General features: G+C 45.3%; 18 protein-coding genes. 16 read left to right on the top strand and 2 right to left on the bottom strand.

Features of this window, described 5'->3' with window-relative positions; genetic code table 11:
* The first annotated feature begins 26 nt into the window (after positions 1-26).
* Positions 27-1,706: an FUSC family protein gene (locus CWI78_RS07015; RefSeq protein WP_126781591.1), complete on the top strand. Its 1,680-nt coding sequence runs from the start codon at positions 27-29 to the stop codon at positions 1,704-1,706.
* On the opposite strand, the gene CWI78_RS07020 is transcribed toward CWI78_RS07015, so the two are convergent.
* Positions 1,695-1,940 (bottom strand): GIY-YIG nuclease family protein, encoded by a 246-nt coding sequence (locus CWI78_RS07020; protein WP_126781593.1) that lies wholly within the window; start codon positions 1,938-1,940, stop codon positions 1,695-1,697. The genes CWI78_RS07015 and CWI78_RS07020 overlap by 12 nt on opposite strands.
* Before the next feature lie 74 nt (positions 1,941-2,014).
* Between CWI78_RS07020 and gloA the strand changes: the two genes are divergently transcribed.
* Positions 2,015-2,569, top strand: coding sequence for a lactoylglutathione lyase (gloA, locus tag CWI78_RS07025; protein WP_126781595.1), 555 nt, complete (start codon positions 2,015-2,017; stop codon positions 2,567-2,569).
* Between the two features lie 38 nt (positions 2,570-2,607).
* Here the strand turns inward: gloA and CWI78_RS07030 are convergent, their stop codons facing one another.
* Entirely contained in the window at positions 2,608-3,102 is a 495-nt protein-coding gene (locus tag CWI78_RS07030; RefSeq protein ID WP_126781596.1) for a protein tyrosine phosphatase family protein, read from the bottom strand.
* A 57-nt stretch (positions 3,103-3,159) separates the two neighbouring features.
* Between CWI78_RS07030 and CWI78_RS07035 the strand changes: the two genes are divergently transcribed.
* From CWI78_RS07035 to CWI78_RS07100, 14 genes are all read left to right on the top strand, one after another.
* Positions 3,160-3,609, top strand: a complete 450-nt coding sequence (locus tag CWI78_RS07035; RefSeq protein ID WP_126781598.1) for a flavodoxin domain-containing protein — start codon at positions 3,160-3,162, stop codon at positions 3,607-3,609.
* Positions 3,610-4,002: 393 nt separating this feature from the next.
* A complete protein-coding gene (gene mnmG, locus CWI78_RS07040) occupies positions 4,003-5,898 on the top strand; it encodes a tRNA uridine-5-carboxymethylaminomethyl(34) synthesis enzyme MnmG (protein WP_126781600.1) in 1,896 nt (631 codons plus the stop codon).
* 9 nt (positions 5,899-5,907) lie between these two features.
* Positions 5,908-6,528 (top strand): 16S rRNA (guanine(527)-N(7))-methyltransferase RsmG, encoded by a 621-nt coding sequence (rsmG, locus tag CWI78_RS07045; RefSeq protein WP_126781602.1) that lies wholly within the window; start codon positions 5,908-5,910, stop codon positions 6,526-6,528.
* 48 nt (positions 6,529-6,576) lie between these two features.
* The gene (locus CWI78_RS07050) at positions 6,577-7,368 is read left to right on the top strand and encodes a ParA family protein (protein ID WP_054488968.1); all 792 of its coding nucleotides are present in this window, start codon (positions 6,577-6,579) and stop codon (positions 7,366-7,368) included.
* A 19-nt stretch (positions 7,369-7,387) separates the two neighbouring features.
* Positions 7,388-8,263: a ParB/RepB/Spo0J family partition protein gene (locus CWI78_RS07055; protein ID WP_054488970.1), complete on the top strand. Its 876-nt coding sequence runs from the start codon at positions 7,388-7,390 to the stop codon at positions 8,261-8,263.
* 169 nt (positions 8,264-8,432) lie between these two features.
* The gene (locus CWI78_RS07060; protein WP_126781604.1) at positions 8,433-8,819 is read left to right on the top strand and encodes an ATP synthase subunit I; all 387 of its coding nucleotides are present in this window, start codon (positions 8,433-8,435) and stop codon (positions 8,817-8,819) included.
* Between the two features lie 12 nt (positions 8,820-8,831).
* Positions 8,832-9,629: a F0F1 ATP synthase subunit A gene (atpB, locus tag CWI78_RS07065; RefSeq protein WP_126781606.1), complete on the top strand. Its 798-nt coding sequence runs from the start codon at positions 8,832-8,834 to the stop codon at positions 9,627-9,629.
* Positions 9,630-9,693: 64 nt separating this feature from the next.
* Positions 9,694-9,951, top strand: coding sequence for a F0F1 ATP synthase subunit C (atpE, locus tag CWI78_RS07070; protein ID WP_011235847.1), 258 nt, complete (start codon positions 9,694-9,696; stop codon positions 9,949-9,951).
* Between the two features lie 37 nt (positions 9,952-9,988).
* Positions 9,989-10,459, top strand: a complete 471-nt coding sequence (atpF, locus tag CWI78_RS07075; RefSeq protein ID WP_126781608.1) for a F0F1 ATP synthase subunit B — start codon at positions 9,989-9,991, stop codon at positions 10,457-10,459.
* Between the two features lie 17 nt (positions 10,460-10,476).
* On the top strand, positions 10,477-11,010 hold the full coding sequence (gene atpH, locus CWI78_RS07080) for a F0F1 ATP synthase subunit delta (protein WP_126781610.1): 534 nt from the start codon (positions 10,477-10,479) through the stop codon (positions 11,008-11,010).
* A gap of 14 nt (positions 11,011-11,024) precedes the next feature.
* Positions 11,025-12,566, top strand: coding sequence for a F0F1 ATP synthase subunit alpha (atpA, locus tag CWI78_RS07085; RefSeq protein ID WP_126781612.1), 1,542 nt, complete (start codon positions 11,025-11,027; stop codon positions 12,564-12,566).
* 54 nt (positions 12,567-12,620) lie between these two features.
* Complete coding sequence (gene atpG, locus CWI78_RS07090) at positions 12,621-13,484, top strand: F0F1 ATP synthase subunit gamma (protein ID WP_126781614.1); 864 nt, start codon at positions 12,621-12,623, stop codon at positions 13,482-13,484.
* A gap of 42 nt (positions 13,485-13,526) precedes the next feature.
* Positions 13,527-14,912, top strand: coding sequence for a F0F1 ATP synthase subunit beta (gene atpD / locus CWI78_RS07095; RefSeq protein WP_126781616.1), 1,386 nt, complete (start codon positions 13,527-13,529; stop codon positions 14,910-14,912).
* Positions 14,913-14,929: 17 nt separating this feature from the next.
* Entirely contained in the window at positions 14,930-15,346 is a 417-nt protein-coding gene (locus CWI78_RS07100) for a F0F1 ATP synthase subunit epsilon (RefSeq protein WP_126781618.1), read from the top strand.
* Positions 15,347-15,442: the final 96 nt, after the last annotated feature.

Below are 15,442 nucleotides of genomic sequence, written 5' to 3' on the forward strand. Positions count from 1 at the left end.
TAGTCACTAAAAGCTAAGGAGCAACAGTGAAAGACAAGTTAGCGCAATGGGGGTTCGACTATGTCCGTTTACGGTTTGGGTTTCGAACTGGTATTGCTGCCTGCTTATCTCTTATCTTTGCCTGGGCACTCGGATTAGAACATCCTCAATGGGCCGCTATGACCGTTTGGGCTGTTTCGCAACCAACCCGTGGTCTTCTTGTAGAAAAAGCTGCCTATCGAGCTTTAGGCACCCTTCTGGGAACTCTGTTTGGAATGGTGCTGGTGGTTACTTCTGGCGGCGAGATTATATGGCTGGTGGCGGGGTTAACTCTATGGGTGGTTCTCTGTGTTTACACCGGTAATTTACTGCACGGCCTCATTTCTTACGGCACCATATTGGCAGGGTATTCGGCTTCTATGGTGGTGTTACTAACACAAAGCCCTGATGCATTAATGCCGCTAGGCATCGACCGTTTATTGACGGTTTTTGTCGGTATTATGACCTCACTCATTATTGGCTGGGCTTTTACTTATAAACACGCAGAGCAAAGCTTAATTAACCAACTTCGCCGACAAACTGCAGCTAACTTGCACGATATTAGCCGTTACTTCGCCGATCCGGATAACAACGATTTAAACCTTTCCGATAAGTTGTCGAAATTAGCAGCACTAGAAGCTCAATTACTCGATCATGGAACGGGTTCTGTCAGCGCTCATGAGTCCGCCAAAACCTTACGTTTAGTCATTAACAGCCAGCTTGGCTTTTTAACCGAACTTAACATTCAGGAACCAGAGAAAAACAAAGAAGTGAGTAGTCACTTACTTGAATCCTCAAATAAAATAAATGCTTCCGCTAAGCGCTTTGAAATTATTGAGCCACTAAAGCAAGCGTTAAATCTCATTAAAAACGATGCATTAAAAAGACGGTTTAGTGAATTTGTTGAAGCCACCAACGACCGTTTATCTTTTCGTGATTCCGGCAAAACAGCCAGCTCAACACTGCTGACGAAAACCATTTTACACCGTGACTGGAGGGGTGCTCGTCAATCTGCAATTAGAACCCTGGTTATTATGAGCTTAATTGGCTCAGCCTGGTGGTACACCGAATGGTTTCAGTTGGCTTATTTAATGTTAGGCGCGTCAGTTATGCTGACCTTATTTTCAACCGCCGATAATCCTGCTCTAACCATGAAGTATGTGTTTTTAGGACAATGCGCAGGTGCTTTGTCTGCGATATTGATACAGGCAGCTATCTGGCAATATCAGGATGACATTTTATGGATGTTAGTGGCATTAATGCCCGTTATTTTGTTAGCTGGTTTCCCTATGTCACACCAGAAAACAGCCAATGGCAGTATGGATTTTAATCTGGTGTTCTTGTTATTAATGCAACCCTCAGTAGCTTACTCATTCCATGTTGGCCATTCTATTACGATCGCTTTGGCCGTCGTCGCGGCTCCATTGCTTGCATTAGTTGCCTATCGTCTAATTTATCCAACAAACTTAAAAGCGCGTTACCAGACTTTACTGCAAACACTGACAGAAGAAATTGACCAGCTCAACAAAGAAAAACTCACTGAAAGCCAATACAAACGACGTAAAGCCCGTTTCTACCATCGAGTCATTAAGCTTACTCAAATCAGTGATAAGCTCGGATTAAAAGAAAAAGACGCTATTATTGAACACCTTTTAAGCGGACAAAAACGATTAAATTCAACCGGTTAATTCGGACTTTTTGTCACGGGACCAACGCTTTATTTCATATTCCCGCTGACAGGCTTTGGACCGATTAGGATGCGTTTCACTCCAGATAAGCTCAACCGGACGGCGCGCACGTGTGTACTTCGCCCCTTTTTTATCGTCCACATTATGCTCATTAACACGGCGCTCAACATCTGTTGTCACACCGGTATAAAACGTATTATCCGCACACTTCACTAGATAAACCGACCAGGCCACGCTTGAACTCTCTCATAATAAACCCAATACACAGTGTAACAGCAGTTACTTACGGAACCGACTAAGGACCAATTATGAGCAGACATTTTGATGAAGCCAAGGGGTTATCGGAACAACATGACCCGGCAACGCATGACTTTGTTTTTAACCAAACCATGTTCCGCATAAAAGATCCGGAACGCACCTTAACATTCTACAGTGAGGTGTTGGGAATGACTCTGGTGAAACGTCTGGACTTTCCTGAAATGGAATTCACGCTTTATTTCATGGCAGCCATGTCACCGGAGCAACGTAAAGACTGGTCAAACGACCACGACAAACGCATTGAACAAACCTTTGGTCGTCCAGCTATGTTGGAGCTGACGCATAACTGGGGCGACGAAAACGACGATTCAGTGTCCTACCACAGTGGCAATGAAGAGCCAAAAGGCTTTGGTCATATTGGCTTTGCTGTTCCGGATATTGATGCCGCCTGTGAGCGTTTCGAGAAAATGGGTGTAGAATTTCAAAAACGTCCTAATGACGGAAAGATGAAAGGCATTGCCTTTATTAAAGACCCGGACGGCTACTGGATAGAAATATTCACGCCAGAGCGTCAACCCAAACTCTTAAAAGAGCATTTAAAATAAAGAAAGAGGCCAGTTCCTATGAGCTGGCCTTTCGTTTACTAGTCAGTAAGCATCGACTTCACTTTATCTTCCAATGAAGTCATTCCATGCTTGCGTCCAACCTCTAACGCGTTTTCAACTGACATCCCGTTTAACCAACCGGCACGCAAAGCCATCAGTGCACCTACACGATTGCTTGAAGCACAATGCACCAGTGCGGTTTTATCGCTATTCCGCAATAAAATACGATCAACCATACGAGCATTCTCGAGCGTTACACCATCGGCGCCATTAACCGGAACATGGTAATAAGCCATACCGTTGCGAGTTACTACAGCCGCTTCTTCACTGTCTTTCATTTCTTTTTGGGACAGCAAATTAATCACTATTTCACCGCCTTTATTCGAAAATTCAGTCAGTTGCTCATTAGACGGTGTGCCCATAACCCATAACTTATCCGACACCTGTTTCGGTGACTCGATGCCAGCTGAAACATTGAATGAAACTATTGCTACACTAAAAGCGACTAATACATTAACCAGAGCTTTTACCATTTGGGTTCTCCTGTATGATTCGTGTTTTTTAATAGTAGCAAATGAGTTAAAAAATTTATGACCGTTTTACACCTTTTAGTAGGCACAACCTCAGGTAATACCGAGTTTTTAGCCGATACCGTTAGTGAAAAACTTAACCAACTGGGTATTGAAACAGAACTTCATTACGAACCTGAATTTGAAAAGTTACCCATCGAGCAACCCTGGTTAGTCTTCCTGGCCAGCCATGGAGCAGGTGACTATGCAGACTCAATGCTCGACTTCTACGATGAAATAAATGCCCCTCAAGCTCCTGATTTAGCAAGGCTTAATTACGCAGTAGTTGCAATAGGAGAGTCCTGCTACGACACATTTTGCGAAGCCGGTCGCCACTGTGACGAGCGTTTACAAGAATTAGGCGCTATAAAAATGACCGATCGATTAGAAATTGACATGCTAGAAGACGATCCAGAAGAAAAAGCACTAACCTGGTTACCTGCGATCACTGATGCAGTAAAGGCCTTGTGATCATACGCACAGCCTTATACACAGTTATTTTAGCCTGTGACTAAAGATGGAATAAGATCACTTAAGCACTGTCAATGGAGTGGGTATAACACTGGGGATAAAACGGTCTGTGCATAACTACCCTACTTATCCACGATCTATGATCCCAGTTTAAGACCACTTATCTACAATGAGTGATCTTCTTGTAAGATAGACAGAAAAAGGGATTCAGCGATCTATTCACAGAAAATCGTTCACTAGTAGTAATAGTAATAAAAGATCTAAATAAGATCCTTTACTGATCTTCTTTAAGATCTTTAACAGCACTGAACGAAATTTAACCATTTAGATTTAAGTAAAATCGCGTTAAAATAATCGGCTAACTTCCTATTCTTCAAACAAAGGTCACTTTGCATGTCACAACAGAGCCAACAACACTTTGACGTTATTGTTGTCGGTGGAGGACACGCCGGAACAGAAGCTGCGTTAGCCGCCGCTCGTTTAGGTGTTAAAACCCTATTGCTTACGCATAATATTGATACTTTAGGGCAAATGTCCTGTAACCCAGCCATTGGGGGAATAGGTAAAGGTCATTTAGTTAAAGAAATTGACGCACTTGGTGGCTTCATGGCCAAAGCTGCAGACAAAGCCGGAATTCAATTCAGAACACTGAATTCATCTAAAGGCCCTGCAGTGCGTGCAACCAGAGCTCAGGCCGATCGTCAATTGTATAAACAAGCGATCCGCTATGCGCTGGAAACACAACCTAATCTATCGATATTTCAACAAGGCTGTGATGATCTGATCGTTGAAAATGATCGAGTAACCGGTGTTGTTACGCAGATGGGTCTTAAGTTCACCGCTAAAACCGTTGTTTTGACTGTAGGAACTTTTCTGGGTGGCCAAATTCACATTGGTATGGACAATTACCAGGGCGGACGCGCTGGCGATCCTCCTGCTAACGCATTAGCCAAACGATTACGTTCTTTACCGTTGCGAGTTGAACGCTTAAAAACCGGTACACCTCCGCGTATTGCAAGCCAAAGCGTTGATTTTTCAGTCATGCAGGAACAGCCTGGCGATAGCCCGACTCCGGTATTTTCGTACATGGGTTCACGTGCTGATCACCCAGAGCAAATTCCGTGTTACATCACACATACCAACGAAAATACCCACGATATTATTCGTTCAGGACTTGATCGTTCGCCCATGTATTCTGGTGTGATTGAAGGTGTTGGACCGCGTTACTGTCCTTCAATTGAAGACAAAATTGTGCGCTTTGCTGAAAAAGGTTCGCATCAAATCTTTGTTGAACCAGAAGGTTTGGATACGTTTGAAGTTTACCCTAATGGTATTTCAACCAGTCTGCCGTTCGATGTTCAACAGCACCTGGTTCAGTCAATTAAAGGTTTCGAGAACGCTCATATTACTCGCCCGGGTTATGCGATCGAATACGATTATTTTGATCCCAGAGATCTGAAGCAGTCCTTAGAAACGAAAGTCATTAACGGTTTGTTCTTCGCTGGGCAAATCAACGGTACAACCGGGTATGAAGAAGCCGGTGCACAAGGTCTTATTGCAGGTTTAAATGCTGGACTGCAAGCACAGGATAAAGAATCCTGGTCGCCACGACGCGATCAAGCTTACATGGGTGTGTTGATCGATGATTTATCAACACTGGGTACTCAGGAACCTTACCGCATGTTCACTTCACGTGCCGAATACCGGCTGCTGCTGCGTGAAGATAACGCCGATATTCGCTTAACCGAAATTGGTCGTAATCTTGGTTTAGTGGACGATGAACGTTGGGCTGCGTTTAACAAAAAAATGGAATCTGTCGAGCAGGAAAAACAACGCTTAAAAACCACCTGGGTGCATAAAGATCATGCCTCTGTAGAACAAATTAATGCGTTGGTGAAAAGTCCTGTAACCAAAGAAGTTAGCGGTGAAGAGTTGTTGCGTCGTCCGGAAATTCATTACAAAGATTTAGCCACCACAGACTTTTTTGCGCCTGGCATAGAAGATCCCGCCGCGGCTGAACAGGTGGAAATTCAAATTAAATACGCCGGTTACATTTCGCGCCAACACGATGAGATTGCAAAGCAGCAGCGTCATGAAAATACCTTGCTCCCCTCACCTTTCGATTACGCTAAAATTAAAGGTTTATCGAACGAGGTTATAGCAAAGTTAAATGATCACCAGCCAGAAACGGTGGGTAAAGCGGCACGTATTTCTGGTATCACACCTGCGGCCATTTCAATGCTTCTGGTTCATCTGAAAAAACAAGGTTTATTGCGTAAAAGTGCTTAAGGAATTGATGTGAAAGAGCAGTTAAAGGAACTATTGCAGCAAGCACAGATAAACCTGTCAGAGTCGCAAATTGAACAGCAACTCGCGTTGGTTGGCTTATTGGATAAATGGAATAAAGCCTATAACCTGACCAGCGTGAGAAACCCGAAGGATATGCTGACCCGGCATATTATGGACAGCCTGGCTATTCGTGACTATCTACACGGGCAGCGCTTTATCGATGTGGGCACAGGCCCGGGGTTACCGGGTTTGCCTCTAGCAATAGCTGAGCCGGATAAAGAATTCGTTTTGTTAGACAGTTTAGGTAAACGCATTCGTTTTATTCGCCAGGTTTGTCACGAATTAAAGTTAACCAATGTGACGCCGGTACAGGCGCGGGTTGAAGATTATCAGGACCAACAAAAGTTTGATGGTGTAATCAGTAGAGCCTTTGCCTCGCTTAATGATATGCTTTCCTGGTGTGAACATTTACCAGGTGAGAACGGTAGGTTTTACGCGCTTAAAGGGCTTTATCCACAAGACGAACTGGAACAGTTGCCCCAGCAGTATAAAATTGAAAGTATTGAGCAAATTAAGGTTCCCGGCATTGACGCGAGCCGACATATCGTCATTATAAGCAAACGGTCATAAAACAACCGACAGTCGATTATCCGACAACAACAAGAGGTTATAAAACCCGTGGCTACAACCATTGCTATTGCGAATCAAAAAGGTGGAGTGGGAAAGACAACCACAGCAGTTAATTTAGCTGCATCGATGGCTGCTACCCGCCGCAAAGTGTTGTTGATCGATTTGGATCCTCAAGGCAACGCAACCATGGGCAGTGGCGTTGATAAATACGACGTTGAAAACAGCATCTATGAATTACTTATTGAAGAAAAGCCAGTTAAGGACGTTGCTGTAACGGATACCAACGGCAAATACCATCTAATTGCAGCAAACGCTGATGCAACCGCCGCTGAAATTAAGTTAATGGAAGTATTTGCGCGCGAATTACGTTTGCGTAATGCGTTGAAGGCCGTTCAGGATACTTACGATTATATCTTTATTGATTGTCCGCCGTCGCTGAATATGCTGACGGTTAATGGTATGGCCGCAGCTGACTCTATTCTGGTGCCAATGCAATGTGAATACTACGCGTTGGAAGGCCTTACTGCGTTAATGGAAACCATTCGTCAGCTTGCCGATGTGGTTAACCCGGGGCTTGAGATAGAAGGTATTTTGCGGACTATGTACGATCCGCGTAACCGTCTGGCAAACGATGTTTCAGAGCAATTAAAAAATCACTTTGGTGATAAAGTCTACCGGACGGTCATTCCACGTAATGTCCGTTTAGCCGAAGCACCCTCATTTGGTGCGCCGGCTATGTATTACGACAAATCATCAACCGGTTCAAAGGCGTATTTATCCTTAGCGGGTGAACTTATCCGACGTTCCGAAAATCGTAATGAAGTAGCAGAAGAATCATAACAAGGGAATTTAGCGAATCATGTCGGCAAAAAAACGAGGTTTAGGTCGTGGTCTGGATGCCTTACTGACCAGTAACCAGCAAAACTCTGATCGTCAATCGGAACAAGTGACGGAAGAAGTTAAAGGTGAATTACAGAAACTGCCGGTTGAGCAATTAAAGCCAGGCCGTTATCAACCTCGTAAAGACATGTCACCCGAAGCGTTAGAAGATTTAGCTGCTTCAGTAAAAGCTCAGGGTATTATTCAGCCTATTGTGGTGCGCCCTGTCGGTAAAGATGAGTATGAGATTATTGCCGGGGAGCGTCGGTGGCGAGCGGCTCAGCTTGCGAAACTTGAACTGGTTCCTTGTTTAATTAAAGACGTGCCTGACGAAGCGGCAGTTGCCATTGCGTTGATTGAAAACATTCAGCGTGAAGATCTCAATGCAATGGAAGAAGCGACCGCTCTGCAACGATTGTTAGATGAATTTCAAATGACCCACCAGGATGTGGCGCAGGCCGTGGGTAAATCTCGTACCACAGTAACCAACTTACTGCGCCTGAATAACTTACAAGATGGCGTGAAAGTGTTGCTTGAACGCGGTGATATCGAGCTGGGTCACGCCAAGTTGTTGCTGGCATTAGAAGGCGAGCAACAAGCCGATGTTGCACAGCAAATTGTGGCCAAAGATATGACTGTACGTGACGCAGAAAAACTGGTCAGACGTACCATTGATCCTCCCAAACAAACTGAAAAACCCGAACCAGACGCTAACATTGAACATCTGGAAACCAAATTGTCTGAGACTTTGGGTGCAAAAGTTTCTATTAATCACGGTCGCAAAGGAAAAGGTAAACTGGTCATCAGCTATACCAACCTGGACGAATTGGACGGGATTCTGACCCACATTAAATAATAATATCCAATGTGTTGATTGTTGTAGAACTTTTGTTAAATGGCATAGAAACCGTTGCCTACAGGCAAATTTGTTTGCAATTACATGGCAGATCTTTATACTAGCGCGAGTTTCGTTGTGGCTAAGTGAGTGCCACAGAAAAATAGCCGCCAGTTAAAAGGTTTTCGTCGTGACACAGACACTTAATGCGGTAGGTAAAAAGCTGGCAGGAAGAATAGTAGGCACACAGTTTATTGTTGTCTTGATTGCCGCACTTGTCACGCTAGTACTATCAAATACGCAGTCGGCTTTAGGTATTCTTTGTGGTGGATCAACCGCCGTAATACCCAACGCATTATTTGCACTTATTGCTTTTAAACATGCAGGTGCACGCGCTAATCAGAAAGTCGTACAGAGTTTCTTTTTGGGCGAAGGCGTTAAGTTGCTGCTAACAGCGTTGCTGCTAACCGTCGCGTTGCTGGTAACAAATTTATATCCTGTGTGGTTGTTGGTTGGTTTCGTTATAGCCGTCACCATGCAGTGGATAGCACCGGTTTTATTTTTAAAATCAACCTAACTGGGAAACAACATGATAAGTGGAGAACAAACTCCGACTCAGTATATCCAGCATCACCTCCAAAACTGGACGGTTGGTGAAGGGTTCTGGGCGGTGAACGTCGATACTATCTTCTGGTCCGTGTTACTGGGTGTGCTGTTTCTGTGGAGTTTCCGCAGAGTAGCGAAAAAATCCTCTGCTGGGGTACCTGGTAAATGGCAATGCTTTGTCGAAATGATTGTCGAGTTTGTCGACAACAGCGTCAAAGAATCCTTTCACGGTAAAGATAAATTGATTGCGCCTTTGGCCTTAACCATCTTCGTCTGGATATTCCTGATGAACGTGATGGATCTAATTCCGGTCGATTGGTTACCAACAGCAGCCATGTATGGCGGTTATTGGTTAGGCTTTGTTGACGATCCGCACGATGTGTACATGAAAGTGGTACCAACCACAGACTTGAACACAACCTTTGCATTGAGTTTAAGCGTGTTTGCGCTGATCATTATCTACTCAATTAAGTACAAAGGCGTGAAAGGCTTTGCCAAAGAGATGACCTTCACCCCGTTTAACCATTGGGCGTTAATACCGGTGAACTTTGTACTGGAAAGTATCACGTTATTGGCAAAACCAGCGTCACTGGCACTGCGTTTGTTCGGTAACCTGTATGCGGGTGAATTGATCTTTATTCTGATTGCAATGATAGGATTCTGGCAGCTACCAGCGCACTTTGCCTGGGCGGTGTTCCATATTCTGGTTATTACATTGCAAGCGTTTATTTTCATGATGCTGACCATTGTTTACTTAAGCATGGCGTCATCTGAACACTAGTGTTCGAAACAAAAGTTTTTAGCTTTACTTTTAACTTTAATCTACTGAAAAACTGGAGAAATCAATGGAAACTGTAGTTGCTTTTACTGCTATCGCTGTATCAATCATGATCGGTCTGGCTGCACTGGGTACAGCCCTGGGCTTTGGTATTCTGGGTGGTAAATTCCTGGAAGCTGCTGCTCGTCAACCAGAACTGGCACCACAGCTGCAAGTTAAAATGTTCATCGTTGCAGGTCTTATCGATGCTATCGCGATGATCGGTGTTGCTGTTGCATTGCTGTTCACGTTTGCGAACCCATTCTTAACCCAGGTAGCAGGCTAATCGTTATTCGACGGTCACCAACTGAAGGAGGTCCGTTGTGAATATCAACGCTACTCTAATTGGACAAACGATCGCGTTTATCGTGTTCGTGTGGTTCTGCATGAAATTTGTATGGCCACCGATCATCAACGCTATTGAGGAACGTCAGAAGAAAATTGCTGACGGCCTTAATGCCGGTGAACGTGCTCAAAAAGATTTAGAGAAAGCCCAGCAAGAAATTGCCGAGCAGCTCAAAGAAGCGAAACAGCAAGCCGCTGAAATTATTGAACAGTCGAAAAAACGTGGCGCTAAAATTGTTGAGGAAGAAACTCAACGAGGCCACGAAGAACGTGAAAAAATCGTTGCGTCTGGACATGAAGAAGTGACTGCTGAGCGCAATCGCGTTCGCGAAGAGCTGCGTAAGCAAGTTGCCGTATTAGCGGTGTCTGGGGCTCAGAAAATCATTGAGCGTGAAATTGATAAAGACGCTCATAGTGACATTGTTGAAAAACTGGTCGCTGAACTTTAATAAAGGGGTTTGAGCTTATGTCAGAACTGACTACGGTCGCTCGCCCTTACGCAAAAGCAGCTTTTGATTTTGCTTTAGAACAGGGAGCGCTTGATAAGTGGGCAGAAATGCTTAGCTTCGCTGCTGCGGTGGCGCAAGACGAGGCTATTTCCTCATTTTTGAGTAGCTCCTCGACTGTTGGAAAAACGACAGAGGTTTTCTTGGGTGTTTGTGGCGACGAGCTCGACGACAACGCTAAGAACTTCGTTAAAGTACTGGCTGAAAATGAACGTTTGCCAGTACTACCGGCAGTTAGTGAGCTCTATCAGACGTTTCGTGCTGAACATGACAAAGAAGTCACTGTTGATGTGAAATCGGCGGTTAAATTGCTGAAAGCACAACAAACGGCATTGAGTAAAGCACTAGAGAAACGCCTGCAACGCAAAATTAAGCTGAACTGCAGTGTCGACAAGTCCATTATTGGCGGACTTGTTATAGAAGCTGGTGATACCGTTATTGACGGCACCCTGCGCGGCAAGCTCGATAGACTTGCTTACGCACTGCAATCCTAATTGGGGACTTGAGCATGCAATTGAATTCAAATGAAATCGCAGAACTAATCAAACAGCGAATTGAGAAGTTCGAAGTCACCAGTGAAGCTCGCAACGAAGGTACCATCATGTCTGTTCAAGACGGTATCATTCGCATTCACGGACTTGCAGACTGTCTGCAAGGTGAAATGGTTGAGCTACCTGGTAATCGTTACGCTATCGCACTAAACCTTGAACGTGATTCGGTTGGTGCGGTTGTTATGGGTCCTTATGCAGACTTGCAGGAAGGCACCAAAGTTAAATCTACCGGTCGTATTTTGGAAGTTCCGGTCGGTGAAAAGCTGTTAGGTCGTGTGGTTAACACACTAGGCCAGCCTATCGACGGTAAAGGTCCTATCGAAGCTGATGGCTATGAGCCAGTCGAGAAAATCGCACCGGGCGTAATCGAACGTCAGTCAGTTGATCAGCCAGTACAAACGGGCTACAAATCAATTGACTCGATGATTCCGGTTGGTCGTGGCCAGCGTGAGCTTATCATCGGTGACCGCCAGACAGGTAAAACGGCTTTAGCGGTAGACGCTATCATTAACCAGAAAAACTCTGGTATTAAATGTGTTTACGTGGCAATCGGTCAGAAAAACTCAACCATTTCAGCGGTTGTTCGTAAGTTAGAAGAGCACGGCGCAATGGAAAACACCATTGTGGTTGCGGCTTCTGCTTCTGAATCGGCAGCGTTGCAATACCTTGCTGCATACTCTGGCTGTACTATGGGTGAATACTTCCGTGACCGCGGTGAAGACTCTCTGATTGTATACGATGACCTGTCTAAACAGGCTGTTGCGTACCGTCAAATTTCACTGTTGTTGCGCCGTCCGCCAGGTCGTGAAGCATTCCCTGGTGATGTTTTCTACCTCCACTCTCGTCTGCTAGAGCGTGCAGCGCGTGTTAACGCTGACTACGTAGAAAAGTACACTGACGGTAAAGTGAAAGGCCAAACCGGTTCCTTAACGGCTTTACCTATCATTGAAACTCAGGCAGGTGACGTTTCGGCATTCGTACCGACCAACGTTATCTCAATCACCGATGGTCAGATTTTCCTTGAAACTGACTTGTTTAACTCAGGTATTCGTCCTGCGGTTAACGCGGGTGTTTCGGTTTCACGTGTTGGTGGTTCAGCACAAACGAAAATCATCAAGAAGCTGGGTGGCGGTATCCGTCTGGCCCTGGCTCAGTATCGTGAATTGGCGGCGTTTGCTCAGTTCGCTTCTGACCTTGATGAATCAACTCGTTCACAGTTGGAACACGGTCAGCGTGTTACCGAACTGATGAAACAGAAACAGTACAAGCCTATGAGCGTGTCTCAAATGGCTGTATCAATTTATGCCGTTGAAAAAGGCTTTTTGAAAGACGTAGCTATCGACAAAATCATGGATTTTGAAGAATCACTGCAATCTTTCATGGCGAGCGAATACGCCGAGCTAATGGCTGAGATTGATAAAACTGGCAACTATAACGACGACATCGATGCGCAACTGAAAGCGGCGCTTGAGAAATTCAAGCAAACGCAATCATGGTAATCGCACCTGGCCGCAGTAGCGGCCATTTGTCGTTGAGTTAACAGGAGAATCGTCATGGCCAGTGGTAAAGAGATAAAAACTCAGATCTCGAGTATCGGTAATACTCAGAAGATCACCAGTGCTATGGAAATGGTTGCTGCGTCGAAAATGAAAAAGGCGCAGGAACGTATGGAGGCAAGTCGCCCCTATGCGGACACCATTCGCAAGGTGATTGGTCATGTGGCGCGCGGTAACCTTGAATATCGTCATCCCTTTATGGAAGAACGTCAGGTTAAGCGTGTGGGTTACATCATTGTGTCTACCGACCGTGGTTTGTGTGGCGGCTTGAACGGTAATGAGTTCAAAAAAGTCGTTAAGCATGCCAACGAATGGAAAGAACAGGATGTTGAAGCGGATTTTGCCGCAATTGGCAGCAAAGCAACCAGTTATTTCAAGCGCTTTGGTAAGTTAAAGGCGCAGTTTTCAGGTATGGGCGATAAGCCAGAACTGAAAGAAATCACAGGTTCTATCCAGGTTATGCTGGATGCCTTTGAAGAAGGCAAAATCGATCGCTTGTACGTTGTATTCAACAAGTTTGTGAATACGATGACCCAAGAGCCGACCATTCATCAATTGTTGCCATTGCCGCAAGCAGGATCGGAAGAAGAGGTACAAACAGGTAGCTGGGACTATCTGTATGAGCCGAATCCGGAAAGTATCCTCGATACGCTAATTCGTCGCTTTGTAGAAATGCAGGTGTATCAAGGCGTAGTGGATAACTTTGCTAGTGAGCAAGCCGCTCGGATGATTGCGATGAAAGCTGCAACTGACAACGCCGAAGATATTATCGACCAGCTGCAATTGCGGTATAACAAGGCACGTCAGGCAGCAATTACGCAAGAAATATCGGAAATCGTGTCCGGCGCCGAAGCGGTATAACGCGGCAACGGTTAACAGAATTGAAGAGTTAGAGGAAACGTCATGAGTCAAGGTAAGGTCGTACAAATTATCGGCGCCGTTGTGGATTTAGAATTTCCACAAGACGCTGTACCAAAAGTATACGACGCACTGAAAGTGACCGAAGGTGGTTTAGAAGGTTTGGTTCTGGAAGTTCAGCAGCAGCTGGGCGGCGGAATCGTTCGCGCCATCGCAATGGGTACAACTGACGGTTTGCGTCGTGGTATCACCGCTAAAAATACCGGTGAATCAATCATGGTACCAGTGGGTAAGAAAACACTGGGCCGTATTATGGATGTATTGGGTAACCCAATTGATGAAGCGGGCCCTATCGGTGAAGACGAGCGTATGTCGATTCACCGCGCTGCACCAAGTTATGAAGATCAGTCAAACACCGATGAATTATTAGAAACGGGTATCAAAGTTATTGATTTGATTTGTCCGTTTGCTAAAGGCGGTAAAGTCGGTCTGTTCGGTGGTGCTGGTGTTGGTAAAACCGTTAACATGATGGAGCTTATCCGTAACATCGCCATTGAGCACAGCGGCTACTCAGTATTCGCCGGTGTTGGTGAGCGTACTCGTGAAGGTAACGATTTCTATCACGAGATGAACGATTCAAACGTTCTGGATAAAGTATCACTGGTTTATGGTCAGATGAACGAGCCACCGGGTAACCGTTTACGTGTTGCTTTAACCGGTTTGACTATCGCTGAGAAATTCCGTGACGAAGGTCGCGATGTACTTTTCTTCGTTGATAACATCTACCGTTATACTTTGGCCGGTACTGAGGTATCAGCACTGTTAGGCCGTATGCCTTCAGCGGTTGGTTATCAGCCTACCCTAGCCGAAGAAATGGGTGTTCTGCAGGAACGTATCACCTCTACTAAGACAGGTTCAATCACGTCTGTACAGGCCGTTTATGTACCAGCGGATGACTTGACTGACCCATCTCCGGCAACAACCTTTGCTCACTTGGATGCGACTGTTGTACTGAACCGTGACATCGCGTCATTAGGTATCTACCCAGCGGTTGATCCATTGGACTCAACGTCACGTCAGTTGGATCCTCAGGTTATCGGTGATGAACACTACGACACGGCAATGGGTGTTCAGGAAGTACTGCAGCGTTATAAAGAGCTGAAAGACATCATTGCGATTCTGGGTATGGACGAGCTGTCTGAAGAAGACAAGTTGTCAGTATCTCGTGCTCGTAAAATTCAGCGCTTCTTGTCTCAGCCTTTCTTCGTAGCCGAAGTATTCACTGGTGCTCCAGGTAAATATGTATCGCTAAAAGATACTATTGCTGGCTTTAAAGGCATTTTGGATGGCGAGTACGATGATTTGCCAGAGCAGGCCTTCTACATGGTTGGTACCATCGAAGAAGCGGTAGAGAAAGCCAAAAACCTGTAACCGACCGGGAGGTTTGAATGGCAGCACAAACATTAAATCTGGACGTTGTCAGCGCTGAAGACAAACTGTTTTCTGGTGTTGTGCAAACGGTTCAGGTCACTGGTAGCGAAGGTGAGCTGGGTATTTACCCAGGTCACGCGCCCCTACTGACAAAAATCAAGCCAGGTATGGTTCGTTATGTCAGTGAAGCGGGTGACGAAGAGCTTCTGTATGTTGCCGGTGGTGTGTTAGAAGTACAGCCTGGTCACGTCATCGTGCTTGCGGACATCGCTGTTCGTGGTGATGACCTTGATTTGCAAGAAGCTGAAGCAGCGAAGAAACGTGCTGAAGAAGCCATTGCCGATTCAGGTTCCGATGTGACCTACGCAGAAGCTATTGCTGAGTTATCGCGTGCGTTAGCTCAAATCGATATTATTCGTAAGCTTAAGCGCTAAAACTTCTGCGTTAAACTACGTAAAAGGCCTTGTTGTTAGTGCAACAAGGCCTTTTTTGTCGTTACAATAGACTAATGTAATAAGGCTTATGCTAGC

The sequence above is a fragment of the Idiomarina ramblicola genome, from assembly GCF_003987255.1.
GTDB classification, from domain to species: domain Bacteria; phylum Pseudomonadota; class Gammaproteobacteria; order Enterobacterales; family Alteromonadaceae; genus Idiomarina; species Idiomarina ramblicola.